The following is a 21,548-nucleotide window of genomic DNA, read 5'->3' as shown; positions in this document are numbered from 1 at the left end:
GTATCCTTTATTCTACATAGAGATTTTCGGCCGGAACGGGCTCGAACTCCGCGGCGCCGGGCGCTTTCCAGCCCCACGCGAGCTCCTGCCCCTCGTAATCCTCGAAATAGACCAGGCGGAAGCGGTGCAGCCCCTCGTCGAGCGCCAAGCGCCCGGTGGCGGCCACCGCGGCGTGCGACGAATCGTTGTCGACCGCCTTGCGGCCGTCGATCCACAGCACGCTGCCGTCGTCGCTCTTGGTCATCCACTCCCACACGCCCCTTTCGGGCACGCGGATCAGCCCCTCGAACACATAGCCGAAATGGTCCTCGGCCGGGGCGTCGGCGATCGACGGCGCGGGCATTGTGCCCCGGGCGATGCGGCGTCCCCGTTCGACCTCGGCCACGCACGAGAACGTCCCCTCATAATAGGTATACCGCACGCCGGGTACGCTCGCCCGGGCGGCCGCCGGGGGCAGGAACAGGGCCTTTTCGGCTTCGACGGTCAGCGTGCGGCTCGGGGCGGCCCCCCGCTTGAAGCCGCGGGCGCGGAGCGTGAGCGAGCGGTCGACGACAAACGGTGCGGTGTAAAGCGCCGCGAGCGAGTCGGGCTCGCTGCCGTCCGTCGTATAGCGGATCGCGGCCCCGGGCGTCGTGGTGGCCAGCTGCACCTCGACCGGCTCGGTAAAGAGGCTGAGCGACTGCGTGGTATAGGGTACCGAGACCGCCTCGCCGCGCGTCATCGAGTAAGGCTCCGCCTCGGGGCCCGTGCAGCGCAGGGTGTCGGGCGTCGGGCGCAGCGCGAAATGCAGCTCGCCGCCCCGCATCAGTTCGTCGTAGGTCACGAAATTGCGGTCGACGGACGCCCCGTCGAGCGTCACGGAGGCGATGTAGCGGTTGCGGGCGGGATCGTCGGCCGTGACGGTGAGCGTGCGGCCGTTGGCCAGCCGCACGGCGGCCCGGTCGAACAGCGGTGCGGTGAGCACGTATTCGCCCGAGCCGGGGCAGACGGGATAGAACCCCAGCGCCGTGAAGATGTACCACGCCGACATCTGTCCGCAATCCTCGTTGCCGACGATCCCCTCGGGCGTGGGGGCGTACATCTCGTCCAGGAGGCGGCGCGTGAGGGCCTGCGTCTTCCAGGGCTGCCCGACGTAGTTGTAGAGGTAGGCCATGTGGTGGCTGGGTTCGTTGCCGTGGGCGTACTGGCCCATGAGGCCCGTCACGTCGGCCACGTCGAGCTGCATCTCCGAGGATTCGAGCGTGAAGAGGCGGTCCAGCTCCGCCCGGAACGCCTCGCGGCCGCCGAAGAGCTGCTCCAGGCCGTGCACGTCGTGCGGGGTGAAGAAGCGGTAGTGCCAGGGGGTCGCCTCGGTGTAGTCGCGCCCCGTGGCGAACTCCTCGAACGGCTCGGTCCAGCCTCCGTCCTGCCGGCGGCCGCGGAAGAAGCGCGTCGAGCCGTCGAAGACATTGGCGTAGTTGGCCGCGCGGCGGTAGTAGTCGCGGGCCGTGTCTTCGCGGCCGAGCGCCTCGGCCAGCCGGGCGATGGTCCAGTCGTCGTAGGCGTATTCGAGGGTGCAGGAGACCGATTCGCGCTTGACATTCGCAGGGATGAACCCCTGTGCCGTGTAGTAGTCGGAGCCTTTCCCGTTGATATTGGACGAGCGGATCATGGCATCGAGCACCCGGTCCGCATCGCACGGTACGATGCCCCGCAGGCAGGCGTCGGCGAGGACCGAAACGGCGTGGTAGCCGATCATCGTCCCCGTCTCGCCCGAGGCCAGCGGCCAGATGGGCAGCTCTCCCGTCGCGTCGTACATGTCCATCAGGCTCCGCGTCATGTCGGCGACCAGCGTCGTGTCGACCAGGGTTTGCAGCGGATGCCACGCCCGGAACGTGTCCCACAGCGAAAAGGTCGAGTAGTAGTTGCGTCCGGCCGGCACCCGGGCGATCGTTCCGTCGTGGCGGCGGTACTCGCCGTTGCAGTCGTTCATGCGGTTGGGCGTCAGCAGGGCGTGGTACTGCGCCGTATGGAAATCGATCCGCTGGGCGCACGTGCCGCCCTCGACCTCGATCCGGGAGAGTGCTTCGCGCCAGAGGGCTTCGGCCCGGCTGCGCACGGCGTCGAAATCGAGGTCGGGCACCTCCGCAAGGCTGTTTTCACGCGCATTGCCCGCGCTTACCGACGACAGCCCTACGGCCACGGTCAGGGTCTTCAGCTTCGGCGCGAAAGTCACCACGGCCTGCCGGTCGCCCAGCAGTTCGACCTTTTCGAACGGCTCCGAGAAACGGGCCGAGAAGAAAACATAGTGGTCGGCCACCCACCCTTGGGTGCGGCGCATGCCCGCAATCTCGTCGGGCGCGGTCTGCCGCAGCTCGCGCAGATCGACCCGCTCGTCCGAAAGGGTGTGCATCAGATCGACCACCACCCGCCGGGGGCCTTTGCCGCGGAACGTGTAGCGGTGGACGCCCGTGCGGGGTGCGGCGGTCAGCTCGACGTCGATCCCCTCCTCGCGCAGCCGCACCGCGTAGTAGCCGCACGAAGCGCGCTCGTCGGCGTGCGAAAAGGCGTGCGCCCGGTGGAGGTACTCACCCTCGCGGACCACCTCCTCGCGCGTAGCCGGATGAAAGAGAATGTCGCCCAGGTCGGCGCAGCCCGTGCCGCTGAGGTGGGTATGCGAGAAGCCGTCGATGGTCGTGTCGTCCCAATGGTAACCGGCCGAGGCGTCCCAGTCGCCCGAGCGTGTGTCGGGACTGAGCTGCACCATGCCAAAGGGGGTCGTGGCGCCGGGATAGGTGTGGCCGTGGAAACCCGTGCCGATAAACGGGTCCACCCACTCGAGCGGATCGGAGGGGTGCGTGCAGCAGACGAAAGCCAGCGCAGCCAGTACGGGGATCGGAGGTCGCATCATGGTCGGTAGCGGTTCAGGGTTGAATTCGGGTTGTACAAATATAGGATGCAACGCCGGTTCTGCTTGGGGCGATTTGCGCTTTTGCCTCCTCATTTTGCGCATAATCGCACGGGCGGTGTGCGTTTGCGAAAAAAAACGTAACTTTACCCAATCAACCCGAACCCGCGATGGCACGCATCATCTTCCTCACGGACTTTTCCGAAGCCTACGCCCGCACGCTGCTCCTGGGCATCGCGCGCTACGCCCACGACAAGGGGCAGGCGTGGAGCCTCTGCCGCCTGCCGCTCTCGATCCGCGACAAGTTCGGTATCGAAGCGGTCATCGACTGGGCACGGCGGATGCACGCCGACGCGGTGATCGGCCAGTTCTACAACACGGACAAAGTAGAGCTCTTCGCCCGCCACGGCATCATCGCCGTGGCGCAGGATTTCAAGGCCCGCTTCGCCTCGATCCCCAACATCACCGGCCCCCACTACGAGGCCGGGCGCATCGGCGCCGAGTATTTCCTCAAAAAGGGGTTCCGCCACTTCGCGTTCTACGGCACGCGCGGCATCGTCTGGTCGGACGAGCGCTGCCAGGGGTTCCGCGAGACCGTCCGCCGGGCCAACCCCGAATTCACCTTTTCGGCCCTGCGGAACCCGTCGCAGACCGATCTGTGGCTCTACGACCCCGTGCAGCTGACCACCTGGCTCCAGGCGCTTCCCAAGCCCGTGGCGATCATGGCCTGCGACGACAACCAGGCCTACCACATCACCGAAGCGTGCCAGATCGAGGGGGGGGGGAAATTTCCGCATTCCGGACGACATAGCGGTCCTGGGCGTGGACAACGACGAGACGATCTGCCGCCTGTCGGCCCCCAACCTCTCGTCGCTCAACCAGAATATCGAGCAGGGCGGCTACGACGTGGCGCACCTGATCGACCGCATCCTGCACGACCCCACGGCTCCGCGCGAGGACGTGATGGTCGCCCCGACGCACATCGTCACCCGCCAGTCGACGGACATTTACGCCAACAACGACCCCCACATCGCCGAGGTTTTGAAATACATCCACGAGAACATCCGCGAGAAGATTCCGGTCGACGAACTGGTGGCGCTCGTGCCCCTTTCGCGCCGGCTGCTGGAAGCGCGCTTCAAGCGCAGCATGGGCACCTCGATCTACGACTATGTAATCCGCGTGCGCATCGAGAAGATGGCGCAGCTGCTCTCGGAGGGGCTGAGCGTCTCGGACGCCGCGGGCGAGCTGGGCTTCACCGACATCAAGAACATTTCGCGCACGTTCCGCCAGCTAAAGGGCATGTCCCCGTCGGAATACCGCCAGCGCAAGGCGCACCGGCTCTGACGCCGCACAGCCCGTTTACACGGCTTCGGGCGGAAAATTCGCAAAAAACGATTAATTTTGTTCCCGGCCTTTCGCCGCCGAACGGCTGGCGGACAAGCGCCGAACGAAACGAACGACCATGAGCTCCGACAGAAAATTCGCCCGACTGCGGGCCGGCTGGGTTTTGTGCATGCTCGTCTGCGTGCTGACGGGCTGCGGCGAGAAATCCGTTCCGTTCGACCGGAAAGGCTGGGACGCATGGGACGGCCACTATTATTCCAGAAAGTGCATGGTCGAGGACCTCATGCGCAACCGCCTGGCAGCAGGCATGCACTTTCGGGAGGTCGTGGAGCTGCTGGGCAAGTCCTATTTCGTGAACGAACAGGATTCGGTGCCCGGTATCCGGTATGCAATAGCGGTCGAGTACCGGTTGCTCGACATCGACCCCTGCAAGGGAGAGGACCTCTTCATCGCATTCGACAGGGACTCCCTGGCGGTCGGTTGCGAACTCATCCAGTGGCGGTCGGGTTACATCCCGCAACCCTGATTCCGACTGGCCGGTCCCCGGTGGACGGTCGATTTTCATCCTGAAAGAAAAAACGCCGCTACCCGAACCCAGCCGGCTCCGCAATCGGGACGGACGCGGCGTTCGGGGAAGAAAGAACCTCGCGGGGGCGCACCGTTGTTTTTTGCCGTCCGCGAGAGCTTTTTCTCGTCCTTTCGTTTTTTATGCTTATCTTTGTGCTCGGATTGATTCCGGCTCAGACAGGCTGCGCCCCGCGCTTTGAGGGCCCGCCCTGTTTCGGTCACCAAAACCAAAGACAACGAAATGGCTTTACAATGCGGCATCGTCGGCCTCCCCAACGTGGGTAAATCGACCCTCTTCAACTCGCTTTCGAACGCCCGGGCCCAGGCGGCCAACTTTCCGTTCTGCACCATCGAACCCAACGTGGGCGTCATCACCGTGCCCGACAAGCGGCTGGTCCGGCTGGCCGAGATCGACAACCCCCGCCGGGTCGTCCCGACCACCATCGAGATCGTCGACATCGCCGGACTGGTCAAGGGCGCCTCGCAGGGCGAGGGGCTGGGCAACAAGTTCCTCTCGAACATCCGCAACACCCACGCCATCCTCCACGTGCTGCGCTGCTTCGACGACGCGAACATCACCCACGTCGACGGCACGGTCGACCCCGTGCGCGACAAGGGGATCATCGACACCGAATTGCAGTTAAAGGACCTCGAAACCGTCGAAAACCGCCTCGCCAAGACGCAGAAGCAGGCCACCTCGGGCGGCGACAAGCTGGCCAGGCGGACCGTCGAGCTGCTCCTCGAATACAAGTCGGTGCTCGAACAGGGCCGCTCGGCCCGCACGGTCGTACTCGACAAGGAGGACCGCAAGCTGGTCGCCGACCTGAACCTCCTGACCGACAAACCCGTCCTCTACGTGTGCAACGTCGACGAGGGGAGCGCCTCGACGGGCAACGCCTACACCGAAGCCGTCCGCGCGGCCATCGTCGACGAACAGGCCGAAATGCTCGTCGTCGCCGCCGCCACCGAGGCCGACATCGCCGAACTGGAGACCTACGAGGAGCGGCAAATGTTCCTCGAGGACCTGGGATTGCAGGAGTCGGGCGTCGAACGGCTGATAAAAGCGGCCTACAATTTGCTCTCGCTCGAAACGTTCTTCACCACCGGAGCCGACGAGTCGCGCGCCTGGACCTACCGCCGGGGGATGAAAGCCCCCCAGACGGCCGGGATCATCCACACCGATTTCGAGCGGGGATTCATCCGCGCCGAGGTCATCAAGTACGACGACTACGTGGCCCTGGGCAGTGAAAAAGCGTGCCGCGATGCGGGCAAAATCGGCATCGAGGGCAAGGAGTACGTCGTCCAGGACGGCGACATCATGCACTTTCTGTTCAACGTCTGACCAAGTTAAAACATACCGCCATGAAAATCGCAAAGTACCTCATCCTCGGCCTCGCGGCCATCGTCTGCGCCCTCGTGCTGGGCCGTTCGTACACCTACAAGTTCCGCGCGCAGGACACCATCCTGGTCACCGGACTGGGCGAGACGCAGTTCACCTCCGATCTGATCGTCTGGTCCGGCACGCTCACGGCCGAGGCCGATAACGTCGCCGCGGGTTATGCCCAGATCGAGCAGAGCAAGCGCAAGGTGCAGCAGTACCTCGCCGCGAAAGGGCTTCCGGCCGAAGCCGTGGTCTTCGAGTTCGTGAACACCGACAAGCAGTACGCCCCGGTCTACAACGCCAACGGCAACTGGGCCGGGCAGCGCTTCACGGGCTACCAGCTCCGGCAGCGCTTCATCGTCGAATCGGCCGACGTGGAGAAAGTCGAGACCATCTCGCGCGAAATTTCGTCGCTCATCGCCCAGGGGGTTTCGATCGAGGCCTATGCCCCGGACTACTACTACACCAAGCTCGACGACGTGAAGATGGGCCTGATCGAAAAGGCCTCGGCCGACGCCCGCACGCGGGCGGAGAAGATCGCCCAGAACGCCGGGACGAAGATCGGCCGCGTGGCTTCGGCCCGCATGGGCGTCTTCCAGATCACGGGGGCCAACTCCAACGAGGAGTTCTCGGCCGGCGGGTCGTTCAATACCTCGAGCCGCCAGAAAAAGGCGCGCATCACCATGCGGATCGAGTACCGGATCAAGTAGTGCTCTCCGCATCGACGGTGCACTCCCGTCCGCAGTGGAATTACAAAACAACAGATAAATGGAAAGACCCGTCCGGGTGCGCTTCGCACCCAGCCCCACCGGACCGCTGCACATCGGCGGCGTCCGCACGGCACTCTACAACTACCTTTTCGCCCGCCGCCACCACGGCACGATGATCCTGCGGATCGAGGACACCGACTCGCAGCGCTTCGTGCCCGGCGCCGAGGAGTATATCATGCAATCGCTGGCCTGGTGCGGTATCGAGATCGACGAGGGCGTCGGCGTCGGCGGCCCCCACGCCCCCTACCGCCAGAGCGAGCGGCGCGAAATCTACCTGCGCTACGCCCTGCAACTGGTCGAGGCCGGCTGGGCCTATTACGCATTCGACACGGCCGAAGAACTCGACGCACTGCGCCGCGAGGCCGAGGCACGGGGCGAGGCGTTCGCCTACAACCACGCCGTGCGCTCCCGGCTGGCCACCTCGCTGGCGCTCCCGGCCGAGGAGGTGCAGCGGCGCATCGACCGGGGCGACCAGTGGGTCATCCGGTTCCGGATGCCCGAAAACGAACGGGTCGTGATGGACGACCTGATCCGCGGCCACGTGGAGGTCGACACGGCGACGCTCGACGACAAGGTGCTCTACAAATCGGCCGATGCGCTGCCCACCTACCACCTGGCCAACATCGTCGACGACCACCTGATGGAGATTTCGCACGTCATCCGCGGCGAGGAGTGGCTGCCCTCGCTGCCGCTGCACTACCTCTTATACAAGGCTTTCGGCTGGACCGACACGCAGCCCCGCTTCGCCCACCTGCCGCTGCTCCTGAAACCCACCGGGGGCGGCAAACTCTCCAAGCGCGACGGCGACAAGATGGGCTTCCCGGTCTTCCCGCTCTTCTGGACCTCGCCCACGGGCGAGACGGCCCGCGGCTACCGCGAGGACGGCTACCTGCCCGAGGCGTTCATCAACATGCTCGCCCTCCTGGGCTGGAATCCCGGCACCGAGCAGGAACTTTTCTCCATGCAGGAGCTGATCGACAATTTCTCGCTCGAGCGCGTTTCGAAATCGGGCGCGCGCTTCCAGCCCGAGAAAGCCCGCTGGTTCAACGCCCAATACCTGCACCGCCTGTCGGACGCGGAGCTGGCCCCCCTCCTGCAACCCCTCCTGCGCGAGCACGGCATCGAGACCACGGACGAGCTGGCCGGACGCGCCGCCGGGATCATGAAGGAGCGGGCCACGCTCACGACCGACTTGTGGGACCTCACGTCGTTCTTCTTCACGGCACCCACGGAGTACGAGGAAAAGCAGGCGAAAAAGTACTGGAAAGGCGACAACCCGGCGATCCTCCGGGAGCTGCGCGAGGTGCTGGCCGCAATCGACGATTTTTCGGCTGCGAACACCGAACGCATCGTCCACGCCTGGATCGAAGAAAAAGGCTACGGCATGGGGCAGGTGATGAACACGCTGCGCCTGGCCCTCGTGGGCGCGGGCAAGGGCCCCGGCATGTACGACGTGACGGCGTTCATCGGCCGCGAGGAGACCCTCCGCCGCATCGACAACCTCATGAACAACCTCAAACCCGCCGAATAATGGTCGAGATCGAACAACACGTCTGGGGCATGACCCCCGAGGGCGAAGCCATCGTCCTCTACACGATGCGCAACGCGCACGGAGCCGAGGTGCGCCTGTCGAACTACGGAGCCGCCATCGTGGCCGTCACCGCGCCCGACCGCGCGGGCCGCATGGCCGACGTGGTGCTGGGCTACAAGCACCCCGAGGGCTACTTTTCGGACGGCCCCGCGATGGGCAAGAGCGTGGGCCGCGTGGCCAACCGCATCGCCGGAGGCCGCATGACGGTCGAGGGCGAGCAGTACGCCCTGGAGGTCAACAACGGCCGCAACCACCTCCACGGCGGTTCGCGCGGCTTCGCCAACCGCCTCTGGGAGAGCCGTGTGGAGACCAACCGCGTGGTCATGTCGCTCCTCTCGGAGGACGGCGACCAGGGCTATCCGGGCGAACTGAACGTCGAGGCGGTCTTCGATTTCGACGACGACAATGCGCTCGAAATCACCTATCTGGCCCGCACCGACCGCACCACGCCCGTCAACCTGACGAACCACGTCTATTTCAACCTCGCGGGCGAAGCGAGCGGCACGGTCCTCGACCACTGCCTGCGCCTGAACAGCTCGCGCGTGCTGGAGATGGACCCGTGGCAGATACCCACGGGCCGGGTGCTCGAAGCGACCGGCACGCCGCAGGATTTCCTCTCCGCGCGCCCCTTGCGCGAGGGCGTCGACGCGGAGTTCAACCACATCCGCGATTTCAAGGGGTACGACCACCCGTTCCTCGTCGACGGCTGGCAGCCGGGCATTCTGGGCGAGGTCGGCGAACTGTGCGACCCGGCCTCGGGCCGCCGCGTCGAGGTGCTCTCGTCGCAGCCCAGCGTGATGATCTACACCGGGAACTGGCTCGCAGGCTCGCCCGAGAGCAAATCCGGACGGCGCTATGCCGATTACGACGGGGTGGCCATCGAGTGCCAGAACTACCCCGACGCCGTGAACCATCCCGAGTTCCCCTCGCCGCTGCTGCGGCCCGGGGAGACCTACTGCCAGAAGATCGTATTTAGGTTCGGCACCTGCTGAACGAACGAACGGGACCCTTTCGAGGTCCCGTTCGTTCGTTCAATAGGTAAGCCGCCCGCCCGTCACGCCGATCACCTGCGCCGAGACGAAGCTCGACTCCTCGGAGGCCAGGAAGACATAGACCGACGCCAGCTCCGCCGGCTGTCCGGCGCGTCCGAGCGGCGTGCTCTGGCCGAACTCGGGAATCTTCTCGGGCGGCTGGCCTCCGGTGACCTGCAACGCTGTCCAGACGGGTCCGGGCGCTACGGAGTTGACGCGGATGCCCTTGTCGGCCAACTGCTTGGCCAGCGCGCGGGTAAATCCGGCGATAGCACTCTTGGTGGCCGCATAATCGAGCAGGATGGGGCTGGGCTCGAACGCCTCGATCGACGAGGTGGTGATGATCGAAGCCCCCGGGCGGAGGCACGGCAGCGCCTCCTGCACCATCCAGAACATGGGGTAGACGTTGGTCTCGAACGTGCGGCGCAACTGCTCGGTCGTCAGGTCCTCGATATGCTTCACGGCTTGCTGCATCCCGGCGTTGAGCACCAGGATGTCCAGCCCGCCCAGCTTTTCGGCCGCCCGGCGCACCGACTCGCGGCTCACCTCCTCGTCTCGGATGTCGCCCGGCAGCAGTTCGATCCGCCGCTTCTCCTCTTCCAGAAGCGTGCGGAGCGTGTCGGCGTCCTGCTGTTCGGAGGGGAGGTAGCCGATGGCCACGTCGGCCCCCTCGCGTGCATAGGCGATGGCCACGGCGCGTCCGATCCCCGAATCGCCGCCCGTGATGAGGGCCTTGCGCCCCCGAAGCCGCCCCGAGCCGCGGTAGCTGCGCTCGCCCGCATCGGGCTTGGGCGTCATCTTCTCCTCCACGCCGGGAGCCTCCTGCCGCTGGCGCGGGAAATCGTCGGTGTAATACGCTTTGCGCGGATCGACAAGCGTCTCTGTGCTGTTGTTGTCTTGTTTTTTGCTCATAATCGTACTCGTTTTGCCGGGAAAAATACAATATTCGGACCAACGGCGGACGATGCGGGCGGCCGCTTACTTAACGTAAAGTCTACTCTTTGAAATACGCCCCGTCACCACCCTGAAAAGCAGGGTCGGAGCGCAGTTAGCGTAAATTCGGCAATAAGTTTGCATCTCTGCGGAAAAAGGCCTAATTTTACACTCGAACCTAAAACCACCCGGACCCCATGTCCATCCAGATGAACCAATCGCTGTCGGTCGACTGCGCCGTCTTCGGTTTCGACGGCCGCTCGCTCAAGGTGCTCCTTATCGAGCGGCGTTACGTCGTTCCCGACACGCACCTCGATCCGCTCAAACTGCCCGGAGCGATGATTCTCGAAAACGAGACGCTGCCCGACGCCGCCTACCGCGTACTGGAGGAGGCCACGGGACTCAGGGACGTCTACCTCAAACAGATGGAGATATTCTCCGACCCCCGGCGCGTCTGGGGCGAGGAGCTGGAGTGGATCAACCGCTACCACAACATCCGCACCGAGCGGGTGGTGACGGTGGGCTACTACGCGCTGGTGAAGCTCGACGCGCGCACCATCGCCTACACCACGGCCAAGGGCGCGCAGTGGGTCGAGGTGGAGTCGATCCAGCGGCTGGCGATGGACCACAAGCAGATTCTCTCGACGGCGCTGAGGGTCCTCTGCCGCGAGATGCTCCAGTCGCCCGTGGCTTTCGAGCTGCTGCCCCGCAAGTTCACCATCCGCCAGTTGCAGGACCTCTATGCGGCGGTGCTGGGTATCGAGATCGACAACCGCAATTTCCGCAAGAAGATTCTCTCGTCGGGTTTTCTCACCCCCACCGCCGAACGCGAACAGGGCGTGGCCCACAAACCCGCGCAATACTATACCTTTAATAAGAACGCCTACAAGCGGGCCCTCAAGGAGAAGCTCCGGCTGGGGTTTATAAATAACTGGAGATATTAACCGAATTACGACCATGTATGGCTTTCCGCTTTCGACCGTAGTGGTCGCCGCCTGTGGCGGCGTATTCGATTCTGACCCCACCCCAAACCCCTCCCTCGGGAGGGGCTTCGTGCCGCTCCGCAAAAAAAGACAAACCAACAACATCCATTAACCATGTACAGCTTAGGTATCGACATCGGTTCATCTTCGGTCAAGGTTTCGCTGCTCGACATCGCCACGGGCCGGTGTGCGGCCTCCGAGACCAACCCCGCGTCGGAAATGCCCATCGACGCGCCCCGCAGCGGCTGGGCCGAGCAGGACCCCGACCTGTGGTGGCACTACGCAACAGAGGGCATTCGTAAAATCGCCGCCCGCCATCCGATGCGCGAGGTGGTCTCGATCGGGATCACCTACCAGATGCACGGGCTGGTGGCGCTCGACGCCGCGGGCCGTCCCCTGCGACGGGCGATCATCTGGTGCGACTCGCGGGCCGTCGGGATCGGCGCCGAAGCGCTCGAAGGTATCGGACGCGACCGCTGCCTGGAGCATACGCTCAACTCGCCGGGCAATTTCACGGCTTCGAAACTGGCCTGGGTGCGGCGCAACGAACCGGACGTGTTCGCGCGGATCGACCGCTTCCTGCTCCCGGGCGACTGGATCGCCTACCGCCTCTCGGGCGACCTCTCGACCACCGTAAGCGGCCTCTCGGAGCAGATTCTGTGGGATTTTCGGGAGGAGCGCCGGGCCGATTTCGTGGCCGACTGGTACGGCATTCCCCACGCCATGATCCCGCGAGCCGGACTCTCGATCGGCATCGAAGCCCGCACCGACGCCGCCACGGAGCAACTGCTGGGGATTCCCGAGGGCACGCCGATCAGCTACCGCGCAGGCGACCAGCCCAACAACGCCTTTTCGCTCAACGTGATGGAGGCGGGCGAGATCGCCGCCACGGGCGGCACGAGCGGCGTGGTCTACGGCGTGGTGGACACCCCCGAGGCCGATCCGCTGTCGCGGGTCAACACGTTCGTACACGTCAACCACACGGCGGCGGCTCCCCGCTACGGCATATTGCTGTGCATCAACGGCACGGGGATTCTCAACTCCTGGATGCGCCGCCACATCGCACAGCAGACCCTCGGCTACGCCGAGATGAACGCCCTGGCCGAAACGGCCCCCGCCGGATCGGACGGCCTGTCGGTGCTCCCGTTCGGCAACGGCGCCGAGCGCGTGCTCTGCAACCGCACGACGGGCGCCGGGATCGTCGGGATCGATTTCAACCGCCACACCACGGCCCACCTGTTGCGCGCCGCGCAGGAGGGGATCGCCTACTCGTTCCGCTACGGCATCGACCTGATGCGCGGCCTTGGGCTGCGGCCCGACGTGATCCGCGCCGGCGAGGCCAACCTTTTCCTCTCGCCGTTGTTCCGCCGTACGCTCTCGACCCTCACGGGCGCCCGGATCGAACTGTTCAACACCGACGGCGCACTGGGAGCTGCACGCGGAGCGGCGCTGGGTGCGGGCTATTACAAGACGCGCGAGGAGGCTTTCGCGTCGCTCAGCCGCCTGGAGGTCGTCGAACCGGTCGAAGCCGACCGCGCAGCGCTCGAGGAGGGCTACCGGCGATGGGTCGAGGAGGTGGAGAGACGAATTAAGAATTAAAAATTAAAAATTGAGAATTAAAAAATACATTTTCAAATCATAAAACTATGGCAAAACAGTATTTCCCCTCTGTGGGACAGATCCGATTCGAGGGCCCGGCCTCGAAAAACCCGATGGCATTCCGCTACTACGAACCCGAGCGGGTCGTCAAGGGGCGCAAGATGAAAGATTGGCTGCGCTTCTCGATGGCGTGGTGGCACACCCTCTGCGCCGAGGGAGGCGACCAGTTCGGCGGCGGCACCAAGCATTTCCCCTGGAACGAGGCGGCATGCCCCGTCGAGCGGGCCAAGGCCAAGATGGACGCCGGCTTCGAGTTCATGCAGAAGATGGGTATCGAGTTCTACTGCTTCCACGACGTGGACCTGGTGGACGAAGCCGCCACGCCCGAAGAGTACGAAAAGAACCTGCGCGAAATCGTCGCCTATGCCAAGCAGAAGCAGGCCGAGACCGGTATCAAGCTGCTGTGGGGCACGGCCAACGTCTTCGGCCATGCCCGCTACATGAACGGCGCCTCCACGAACCCCGATTTCGACGCCGCAGCCCGCGCCATGCTCCAGATCAAGAACGCCATCGACGCGACGATCGAACTGGGCGGCGAGAACTACGTCTTCTGGGGCGGCCGCGAGGGCTATATGTCGCTGCTGAACACCGACATGAAGCGCGAGAAAGAGCACATGGCCACCATGCTCCGCATGGCCCGCGACTACGCCCGCTCGAAAGGCTTCCGGGGCAATTTCCTGATCGAGCCCAAGCCCATGGAGCCCATGAAACACCAGTACGATGTCGACACCGAGACCGTGATCGGCTTCCTGAGGGCCCACGGCCTGGACCAGGATTTCAAGGTCAACATCGAGGTCAACCACGCCACGCTCGCCGGCCACACGTTCGAGCACGAGTTGCAGGCGGCCGTCGACGCCGGGATGCTCGGATCGATCGACGCCAACCGCGGCGACTACCAGAACGGCTGGGACACCGACCAGTTCCCCATCGACCTCTACGAGATGGTGCAGGCCATGATGGTGATCGTGCGCGGCGGCGGCTTGCAGGGGGGCGGTACGAATTTCGACGCCAAGGTGCGGCGCAATTCGACCGACCCCGAGGACCTCTTCATCGCCCACATCGCAGCGATGGACGTGATGGCCCGCGCGCTGCTGATCGCCGCCGACATCCTCGACAACTCGCCCTACTGCCAGATGCTTACGGAGCGCTACGCCTCCTACGACAGCGGCATGGGCAAGCAGTTCGAAGAGGGGCAGCTCACGCTCGAAGAGGTCGCCGAGTACGCCCGTACGCACTGCCCCGTGCAGCGCAGCGGACGCCAGGAGCTGTTCGAAGCGATTGTGAACATGTATATCTGATGAATCGGCGAGGGCTATTCGACCGTTTTGCAGCTAACGACCGTCCTCTCTCGCCGCCGATGGCGGCGTTTACAAGTCTGACCCACCCCCAAACCCCCGCCTCGGCGGGGGCTTGGCCTGCGGGGCGGCAGGCGGCTCCTCGACTTACGATCAAGGATCGAATAGAATTGTCATTCCGAGCGGATGCGAGGAATCTTCCGTTCACTGGCGGCGAGGACAAATCAAAAAGGCTTCGTTGCAGCGTGCTGCCGTTTTCCGCAATCCGAGCAGTGTATTTATGGATTGCCCCCTCGTCAGGCTCGGAGATCGAGAACCGTTTTCGAATCACCTTTCACCTTTCACTTTTAACCTGAATAAAATGACCAACCGACAAACCGGCAGCCGCGCCTACCTCTTCTCGATCGTCCTGGTGGCGATCATCGGAGGTCTCCTGTTCGGCTACGACACGGCCGTCGTCTCGGGGGCCGAGAAAGCGCTCCAGCAATTCTTCCAGAGCGGACTGGGCGCGCTCTATACCCCCGGCTGGCACGGCTTCACCGCCTCGAGCGCCCTGTTGGGCTGCGTCGTCGGCGGTGCGCTCTCGGGCCTTTTGGCCTCGCGCTTCGGACGCAAGAAATCGCTCATCGCCGCCGCCGTCATGTTCTTCATCTCGGCCATCGGGTCGTGGTGGCCCGAGAGCGGCATGCTCCCCTACGGCCAGCCGTCGATGACGCTGCTCGTCGTCTTCAACCTCTACCGCATCCTGGGCGGCATCGGCGTGGGACTGGCTTCGGCCGTCTGCCCCATGTACATCGCCGAAATCTCGCCCGCCCGCATCCGCGGTACGCTCGTCTCGTGCAACCAGTTTGCCATCATCTTCGGCATGCTGGTGGTTTACTTTGTCAACTACCTGATCCGCAACCACCTGGGCGATACCTCGGAGGCCGTTCAGGCCGCCATGACCGCTATCGGCTGGCGCCGCATGTTCCTCTCCGAGGCGTTCCCGGCCGGGGCGTTCTTCCTGTTGATCATGCTCGTGCCGGAAACTCCGCGTTTCCTGGCCCTCAAAGGCAACGACACCCGGGCATTCCGGGTGCTCGAACGCATCAACGGCACGCAGGAGGCCCGCACGATCCTCTCCGAGATCAAGGCCACGGTGCACGAGAAGCGCGAACGACTCTTCGCCTACGGCGTCGGGGTGATCGTGATCGGCATCCTGTTGTCGTTCTTCCAGCAGGCCATCGGCATCAACGTGGTGCTCTACTATGCGCCCCGCATCTTCGAGAACATGGGCGCCACGGGCGACACGTCGATGATCCAGACCGTGGTGATGGGCATCGTCAACATCCTCTTCACCGTGGTGGCCATCTTCACGGTCGACAAGGTGGGCCGCAAGCCGCTCCTGATTATCGGCTCGGCAGGCATGATGATCGGCATGGCAGCGTTGGCGGCGCTCTCGTTCACGGGGGCTATCGGGGTGGCGGCACTGGTCTTCATCATCCTCTACACCGCCTCGTTCATGATGTCGTGGGGCCCGATCTGCTGGGTGCTGATCTCCGAAATCTTCCCCAACACCATCCGTTCGCAGGCCGTGGCCATCGCCGTGGCGGCGCAGTGGATCTCGAATTTTCTGGTTTCGGCCACGTTCCCCTCGCTCAGCGCCTGGTCCGTGGGCGGCACCTACTGCATCTACGCCCTCATGTCGCTCCTCTCGGCCCTCTTCGTCTGGCGCTGGGTGCCCGAGACCAAGGGCAGGACGCTCGAGGAGATGTCCAAACTCTGGAGAAATTAAGAATTAAGAATTAAGAATTAAAAATTGGGCATGAGCTGTTCTTCCGGAAGGAGGGGCGGCTTTTTCGTGTCATGAAAATTCTCGATTCTTAATTCTTAATTTTTAATTCTTAATTTTATTGTTACCTTTGCCCCCGATATTCCAAAGGGGTGCCTTACTTTCAGGCTGAGATTATACCCATTGAACCGGATACGGGTAATGCCGAGACCGGGACAGATAATCTTTCACACATACCCCTTTTCAGTTCTTTAACTCAAACGTTTTAAACATGAAAAGGTTTTTCGTACCCATTGCGGCCCTCGCCCTTGCGGCCGCCGCGAACGCCCGGCCCGCTGAGCATCCCGCAGCCGGTGAAACCCCGCGCACCGAAGAGAAACGACCCGCGGATTCGCTGCGCATCCACCGCATCGAAGAGGTCTCCGTGACGGCCGCGCGCGCCACGGAAAAGACCCCGGTGGCCTATTCCGACCTCAACTACGAAGAGATCGTCCGCCACAGCTACGCCACCGACATCCCGTCGGTTTTGGCCCTCACCCCCTCGATGGTGGCCACCAACGAGACCGGCATCGGCATCGGCGCCACCTCGATGCGCCTCCGGGGCACCGACGCCACGCGCCTGAACGTCACCATCAACGGCGTCTCGATGAACAACCCCGATTCGCACGCGATGTACTGGTACGACACCCCCGACCTCATTTCGGCCGTGGGCACGATCCAGGTGCAGCGCGGCGCGGGCCTCTCGACCAACGGCACCGGGGCGTTCGGCGGGGCGATCAACATGTCGACCGACGCCCTCCCGACCGCGTTCGGCGGCTCGGCCTCGCTCTCCTACGGCTCGTACAACACCCAGAAGCAGGCCGTGGGCATCTCGTCGGGGCTCATGGGCGGACGCTGGGCCGTGGAGGCACGCCTGACGCATATCGCCTCCGACGGCTACGTCGACCGCGGAGCCACGGACCTCAAGTCGTATCTCTTCCAGGGCGCCTACTACAAGGGCGGCACCTCCTTGAAGCTCCTCTCGTTCGGCGGCAAGGCCTCGACGGCTCTCTCCTACACCGGGGCCACGCGCGAGGAGATGCGTCTGAACGGACGCCGCTTCAATCCCGAGGGGATGTACACCACGTCTGACCCCGCGGCGCACCGCATCTGGAACAGCGAGCAGGCCCTCGACGGCTGGAGCGACGGCTGGATGCAGGTCGCCTACTACGACGACCAGACCGACAACTACCTCCAGATCAACAACCAACTGGTCCTCACGCAGCGCCTCGGCGACCGCTGGAGGCTCAACGCCACGGCGTTCTACACCTACGGCTACGGCTACTACAAGCAGTACAAGGACGACGCGAAGCTCTACGAATACGGCTTTGCGGAGGACGTGGCCTACGACGCGGAGGGGAACAAGGTCCGGCGCGACCTGATCCGCGAAAAGGTCATGCGCAACCACCTGGGGGGCGTGAATGCCGCCGCGCACTACACCTCCGAAAGGCTGGAACTCTCGGCCGGCGGCTCGTGGAGCTACTACACCTGCCCCCACTGGGGCGAACTGGAGTGGGTCGAACAGATCGAGTTCGACCGCAGCGCCCGCTGGTACCGCAACGATGTCGATAAACAGGACGCCAACCTCTTCGCCCGCGCTTCGTGGAGCGTAACACGCGGGCTCGACCTCTTTGCCGACCTCCAGTATCGCTACGTGAGCTACCGCGCGTGGGGCGTAAACGACAACTACGACGAAGCGATCGAAGCCATGCAGCGGATCGACGTCGACGAGCAGTACCACTTTTTCAACCCCCGTGCGGGACTGACATGGCGATTCGCACCCGGTCACGCCCTCTTCGCCTCCTTTGCCGTTGCGCAGAAAGAGCCTACGCGCAGCGACTTTACAGACCGTTTCCGCGAGACGTTCCCCTCCAGCGAGAAGATGTACGATTACGAGATCGGCTACCGTTTCTCGCGGCGCCGCATCGACGTCGGCGTCAACCTCTACTACATGCTCTACCGCGATCAGCTCGTGAAGACCGGGCAGGTCAACGACAGCTACGACGCGCTGAATATCAACGTTCCGGACAGCTACCGGCGCGGGATCGAGCTGACGGCTTCGTGGCGCACGGCCTCGTGGCTGACCCTCTCGGCCAACGCCACGTTCTCGCAGAACCGCATCGAGAACTACACCAACAAGGTCGCCGACTGGGACGGCGGCTACCACGAGACGCCGATAGGGACCACGTGCATCTCCTACTCGCCCGAGCGGATGGGTGCTGTGATGGTGGATTTCCACGTGCGGGGCTTCGAGGCGGTGCTGCACACGCAGTATGTCGGCGAGCAGTATTTCACCAACTACGCCAACCCGAACATGCGGCTCGATGACTACTGCGTCTCGAACCTCAACCTCGCCTACACCCTCTCGCGGCGTACCGGGGGCAGCGTGCGCTTCGGTCTTACGCTCTACAACCTGTTCAATGCCGTGTACGAGAGCAACGGCTACGGCTATTCGCAGTATTTCGCCCGCAAAGACGCCGAGAAAGCGCAGCACGACCTGGCCTACTACTTTGCCCAGGCACCGCTGCACGTGCTGGCCAATGTGACGGTCAGGTTCTGAACCAATTAAGAATGAAGAATTAAAAATTAAGAATTGATTGGTGGGGGGGGGCTCCCGGGTTTTGCGGCCCGGAGCCTGCGAATGGGTTGCCCGCAGCCCTCGGGGCAGAGAAGCAGCCTTTCGCCCGGCGAGGCTCCGGGCTGCCGCCGCTTGCAGCGGCGAGGGCCTCGTCGTTTTTTTCAATTATGAATTGTGAATTGTGAATCGCACCGTTATGGACTGGAAACTCGTACTGCAAATCGTCGGGGTCGCATTGGGGCTCCTTTATCTCTGGCTGGAGTACCGGGCCGATATTCGGCTGTGGGCCGTGGGGCTCGTCATGCCCCTGGTGCACGGCACGCTCTACCTCCACGCAGGGCTCTACGCCGACGCCTCGATGCAGGGCTACTACATCCTGGCCGGCCTCTACGGCTGGATCGTCTGGCGTGCGGGGAGAAGATCGGGACGGACAGAGAAGCACCCCACGGCACAGCCCGCTCCGGGGATCGCGCACACCCCCTTGCGGCTCGTGCCCCTGCTCGCAGCGGCCGCAGCGGGCGCATTCGGGCTCCTCTACCTGCTCCTGGTGCGCTTCACCGACAGCACCGTGCCCGGATGGGACGGCCTCTCGACCGCCCTTTCGATGGCGGCCATGTGGATGCTCTCGCGCAAGTACGTCGAGCAGTGGCTCGTGTGGCTCGCGGTGGACGGCATCAGCGTCGGACTCTACCTCTACAAGGGGATTCCGCTCACGGCAGGACTCTACCTGCTCTACTCGGCGCTGGCCGTCGCGGGGTACCTGCGCTGGCGGCGGCAGGTCGCATAGATTAAGTCCCGGCCGAAACGGTCGGGACTTGTCACCTCATCCCCAACCCGATAAGCACGGCGATGACAAGAAACAGCCCCCAATGGCACAGGCGCAGATAACGGCCCGCAGCGGCCCGTTCCCAAGCCAACGACACGAGCCAGAAGACGCACCAGCCGCCGTAGGTGGCCAGCAGCAGGAGCTCCAGGCAGGGGTTGCGCGCAATGACCCCGCAACCCAGCAGCAGCAGGAACAGCGTCGCAAGGGCCAGATCGACCGTAATCATTTGCACGCCGCAGCGCCCCATCAGCCACGCTTCGTAGCCGTCGGAACGCGCATCGGCCGGCCGTGCCAGCGAATAAAACCGGTTTCCGGCGACCACATGTACGAAAAACGCCGCACCCGCCAGAAAGCCTGCGGCCAGGAACCATCCGTTCATATCCATCACATTTTAAGATAAATCCAGGTAGGAAGATGCCGCAGCAGCCACCCTGCGATGCGCCAGCGCCGCGTGACGACCGCCACGCGCCTGCGTCGATGCAAGGCCCGCACGATCTGCCGCACGACCCGATCGAGGGGCATGACCCAAAACAGGCCCTCGCCCTTGGCCATTGCCGTGGCGACCAGCCCGGGGCGCAGGTCGGTAATCGTCAGGGCGAGCCGCGCCCGGGCGGCTCGCTGCCGCAGCCCCTCGGTGTAGTTGATCTGGTAGGCTTTCGAGGCGTTGTAGGCCGGAGCCGCCCCGCTGCCGCGCAGGCCCCCGAGCGAGGTGATGACGGCCAGATGGCCTCCGCCCTGCCGCTCGAAAAAGGCGTAGGCCCAGTCGACGGCCGCCGTCCAGCCCAGCACGTTGGTGAGGATGGCAGACGCTTCGAGGTCGAAATCGAGCGCCGGATTCAGCTCGCCCGTCCCGGCCGCCGCCACGCACAAATCCATGCCGCCCAGCGTCGCTGCCAGATGCTCCAGTGCGGCCGCGGAGTGCGGCCGGGAAATGTCGGCGACGGCATAGCGGCAGCGTTCGGGATCGCAGTCCGCCACCTCCCGGAGCAGATGCTCCCGGCGGCCGACCAGCCCGACCCGACACCCCTCCCGAAGATAGTGTTCCGCCAGTCCGCGTCCGATGCCCGAACTCGCGCCGATGATAATGACCCGTTTCATACCGACAAAAATAGCGTATCGGAGCCGAAAAACCTCGAACCGGATCGAGAAATCGACGAATGCGTCAGCAGATGCGGCTCAGCGTGGCGGGTTGCACTCCAGGGTAGGAGGCCAGTTCGTGCAGTGGAACCGGACCGAGCAGTCCCTGGCAGCGTTCCAGCAGCCGCTCGTACCGCTCCTGCGCCGTGAGCGCATAGGATTGGAGCAGCCGTTCGTAGACCTCGTACAGCATACGCTCGACCACTTTGCGATTGAGCGAGGGCAGAGACAGCTTACCTGCAAAATTCTTCTTTCACCTTTCACCTTTCACTTTTCACCTTGTTTTACGGCGGCTTGACTTTGCTCCCGCTCGGCATAGCCTGCTGGGCAGTCTCTGCACTCGCTCGCTGCGTCGGTTCACCTTTCACTTTTCACCTTTAACCTTTCACTTTTCACCTTTCACCTGCCCCTCTGCGAACACGCGAACGAACGAACACAGGCCACCCCTTGTTCGTTCGTTCGGTTGTTCGGTCTGGCGTGTCCACCTCTGCAAACACCGAACGAACACAGGCCACCCCTTGTTCGTTCGTTCGGTTTGTTCGGTCGGGCGTGTCCCGCTGTGAACAACTCGACTTGGCTCCCGCTGGCATAGCCCGCAAGCGGTCTCTGCACTCGCTTAGCCGCAGTTAAGCCTGCTGCGCAGTCTCTGCACTCGCTCGCTGCGTCGGTTCACCTTTAACCCGCCTTTCGGCGGCTTGACTTTGCTCACGCTCGGCAAAACCCGCAAGCGGTCTTTGCCCTCGCTCAATCGCAAAG

At 63.9% G+C, this 21,548-nt stretch carries 17 protein-coding genes, 1 pseudogene and 1 riboswitch; of the genes and pseudogenes, 13 read left to right on the top strand and 5 right to left on the bottom strand.

The annotated features are described in order from the left end of the window. Positions 1-7: 7 nt before the first annotated feature. Positions 8-2,890, bottom strand: a complete 2,883-nt coding sequence (locus ACMQ11_RS00585; protein ID WP_418990713.1) for a GH92 family glycosyl hydrolase — start codon at positions 2,888-2,890, stop codon at positions 8-10. Positions 2,891-3,057: 167 nt separating this feature from the next. On the opposite strand from ACMQ11_RS00585, the pseudogene ACMQ11_RS00580 reads away from it, so the two are divergent. The 7 genes and pseudogenes from ACMQ11_RS00580 to ACMQ11_RS00550 all read left to right on the top strand — a co-directional run. Further along, positions 3,058-3,603 (top strand): annotated as a pseudogene (locus ACMQ11_RS00580) (transcriptional regulator); the annotation flags it as partial. 106 nt (positions 3,604-3,709) lie between these two features. Further along, complete coding sequence (locus ACMQ11_RS00575; protein WP_418990712.1) at positions 3,710-4,231, top strand: helix-turn-helix domain-containing protein; 522 nt, start codon at positions 3,710-3,712, stop codon at positions 4,229-4,231. A 118-nt stretch (positions 4,232-4,349) separates the two neighbouring features. Then, positions 4,350-4,757, top strand: coding sequence for a hypothetical protein (locus ACMQ11_RS00570; RefSeq protein ID WP_418990711.1), 408 nt, complete (start codon positions 4,350-4,352; stop codon positions 4,755-4,757). 282 nt (positions 4,758-5,039) lie between these two features. Next, the gene (gene ychF / locus ACMQ11_RS00565; RefSeq protein ID WP_418990710.1) at positions 5,040-6,140 is read left to right on the top strand and encodes a redox-regulated ATPase YchF; all 1,101 of its coding nucleotides are present in this window, start codon (positions 5,040-5,042) and stop codon (positions 6,138-6,140) included. Between the two features lie 20 nt (positions 6,141-6,160). After that, positions 6,161-6,889, top strand: coding sequence for an SIMPL domain-containing protein (locus tag ACMQ11_RS00560; protein WP_418990709.1), 729 nt, complete (start codon positions 6,161-6,163; stop codon positions 6,887-6,889). A 58-nt stretch (positions 6,890-6,947) separates the two neighbouring features. Next, the gene (gene gltX / locus ACMQ11_RS00555; RefSeq protein ID WP_418990708.1) at positions 6,948-8,480 is read left to right on the top strand and encodes a glutamate--tRNA ligase; all 1,533 of its coding nucleotides are present in this window, start codon (positions 6,948-6,950) and stop codon (positions 8,478-8,480) included. Further along, entirely contained in the window at positions 8,480-9,532 is a 1,053-nt protein-coding gene (locus ACMQ11_RS00550) for an aldose epimerase family protein (RefSeq protein WP_418990707.1), read from the top strand. Before gltX ends, ACMQ11_RS00550 begins: the two co-directional genes overlap by 1 nt. 39 nt (positions 9,533-9,571) lie before the next feature. On the opposite strand, the gene ACMQ11_RS00545 is transcribed toward ACMQ11_RS00550, so the two are convergent. Then, complete coding sequence (locus ACMQ11_RS00545) at positions 9,572-10,483, bottom strand: SDR family oxidoreductase (RefSeq protein WP_418990706.1); 912 nt, start codon at positions 10,481-10,483, stop codon at positions 9,572-9,574. 218 nt (positions 10,484-10,701) lie between these two features. Between ACMQ11_RS00545 and ACMQ11_RS00540 the strand changes: the two genes are divergently transcribed. The 6 genes from ACMQ11_RS00540 (at position 10,702) to pnuC (ending at position 19,616) form a co-directional block, all read left to right on the top strand. Next, entirely contained in the window at positions 10,702-11,448 is a 747-nt protein-coding gene (locus ACMQ11_RS00540) for an NUDIX hydrolase (RefSeq protein ID WP_418990705.1), read from the top strand. 153 nt (positions 11,449-11,601) lie between these two features. Continuing rightward, complete coding sequence (locus tag ACMQ11_RS00535) at positions 11,602-13,086, top strand: xylulokinase (RefSeq protein WP_418990704.1); 1,485 nt, start codon at positions 11,602-11,604, stop codon at positions 13,084-13,086. Between the two features lie 47 nt (positions 13,087-13,133). Next, a complete protein-coding gene (gene xylA / locus ACMQ11_RS00530) occupies positions 13,134-14,444 on the top strand; it encodes a xylose isomerase (RefSeq protein ID WP_418990703.1) in 1,311 nt (436 codons plus the stop codon). Between the two features lie 358 nt (positions 14,445-14,802). Beyond that, entirely contained in the window at positions 14,803-16,215 is a 1,413-nt protein-coding gene (xylE, locus tag ACMQ11_RS00525; protein WP_418990702.1) for a D-xylose transporter XylE, read from the top strand. A gap of 135 nt (positions 16,216-16,350) precedes the next feature. Then, positions 16,351-16,445, top strand: a riboswitch (TPP riboswitch). Between the two features lie 38 nt (positions 16,446-16,483). Next, the gene (locus ACMQ11_RS00520) at positions 16,484-18,811 is read left to right on the top strand and encodes a TonB-dependent receptor (RefSeq protein ID WP_418990701.1); all 2,328 of its coding nucleotides are present in this window, start codon (positions 16,484-16,486) and stop codon (positions 18,809-18,811) included. Positions 18,812-19,025: 214 nt separating this feature from the next. After that, on the top strand, positions 19,026-19,616 hold the full coding sequence (gene pnuC / locus ACMQ11_RS00515; protein ID WP_418990700.1) for a nicotinamide riboside transporter PnuC: 591 nt from the start codon (positions 19,026-19,028) through the stop codon (positions 19,614-19,616). Between the two features lie 31 nt (positions 19,617-19,647). Here the strand turns inward: pnuC and ACMQ11_RS00510 are convergent, their stop codons facing one another. From ACMQ11_RS00510 to ACMQ11_RS00500, 3 genes are all read right to left on the bottom strand, one after another. After that, positions 19,648-20,034, bottom strand: a complete 387-nt coding sequence (locus tag ACMQ11_RS00510; RefSeq protein ID WP_418990699.1) for a hypothetical protein — start codon at positions 20,032-20,034, stop codon at positions 19,648-19,650. Between the two features lie 5 nt (positions 20,035-20,039). Continuing rightward, positions 20,040-20,753, bottom strand: coding sequence for an SDR family NAD(P)-dependent oxidoreductase (locus ACMQ11_RS00505; RefSeq protein ID WP_418990698.1), 714 nt, complete (start codon positions 20,751-20,753; stop codon positions 20,040-20,042). Between the two features lie 64 nt (positions 20,754-20,817). Then, entirely contained in the window at positions 20,818-20,985 is a 168-nt protein-coding gene (locus ACMQ11_RS00500; RefSeq protein ID WP_418990697.1) for a hypothetical protein, read from the bottom strand. Between the last annotated feature and the right edge of the window lie 563 nt (positions 20,986-21,548).

Origin of the sequence: Alistipes sp. (genome assembly GCF_048465575.1) — a bacterium.
Taxonomy (GTDB): Bacteria; Bacteroidota; Bacteroidia; order Bacteroidales; family Rikenellaceae; genus Alistipes.
This window is presented reverse-complemented; position numbering and strand designations above follow the sequence as displayed.

Coding starts and splice junctions, on each gene's coding strand:
- ACMQ11_RS00585 (WP_418990713.1), bottom strand. CDS start 2,890: ATGATGCGACCTCCGATCCCCGTACTGGCTGCGCTGGCTTTCGTCTGC.
- ACMQ11_RS00500 (WP_418990697.1), bottom strand. CDS start 20,985: ATGCTGTACGAGGTCTACGAACGGCTGCTCCAATCCTATGCGCTCACG.
- ACMQ11_RS00520 (WP_418990701.1), top strand. CDS start 16,484: ATGAAAAGGTTTTTCGTACCCATTGCGGCCCTCGCCCTTGCGGCCGCC.
- ACMQ11_RS00505 (WP_418990698.1), bottom strand. CDS start 20,753: ATGAAACGGGTCATTATCATCGGCGCGAGTTCGGGCATCGGACGCGGA.
- ychF (WP_418990710.1), top strand. CDS start 5,040: ATGGCTTTACAATGCGGCATCGTCGGCCTCCCCAACGTGGGTAAATCG.
- ACMQ11_RS00560 (WP_418990709.1), top strand. CDS start 6,161: ATGAAAATCGCAAAGTACCTCATCCTCGGCCTCGCGGCCATCGTCTGC.
- ACMQ11_RS00545 (WP_418990706.1), bottom strand. CDS start 10,483: ATGAGCAAAAAACAAGACAACAACAGCACAGAGACGCTTGTCGATCCG.
- gltX (WP_418990708.1), top strand. CDS start 6,948: ATGGAAAGACCCGTCCGGGTGCGCTTCGCACCCAGCCCCACCGGACCG.
- ACMQ11_RS00535 (WP_418990704.1), top strand. CDS start 11,602: ATGTACAGCTTAGGTATCGACATCGGTTCATCTTCGGTCAAGGTTTCG.
- xylA (WP_418990703.1), top strand. CDS start 13,134: ATGGCAAAACAGTATTTCCCCTCTGTGGGACAGATCCGATTCGAGGGC.
- ACMQ11_RS00570 (WP_418990711.1), top strand. CDS start 4,350: ATGAGCTCCGACAGAAAATTCGCCCGACTGCGGGCCGGCTGGGTTTTG.
- xylE (WP_418990702.1), top strand. CDS start 14,803: ATGACCAACCGACAAACCGGCAGCCGCGCCTACCTCTTCTCGATCGTC.
- ACMQ11_RS00540 (WP_418990705.1), top strand. CDS start 10,702: ATGTCCATCCAGATGAACCAATCGCTGTCGGTCGACTGCGCCGTCTTC.
- ACMQ11_RS00550 (WP_418990707.1), top strand. CDS start 8,480: ATGGTCGAGATCGAACAACACGTCTGGGGCATGACCCCCGAGGGCGAA.
- ACMQ11_RS00510 (WP_418990699.1), bottom strand. CDS start 20,034: ATGAACGGATGGTTCCTGGCCGCAGGCTTTCTGGCGGGTGCGGCGTTT.
- pnuC (WP_418990700.1), top strand. CDS start 19,026: ATGGACTGGAAACTCGTACTGCAAATCGTCGGGGTCGCATTGGGGCTC.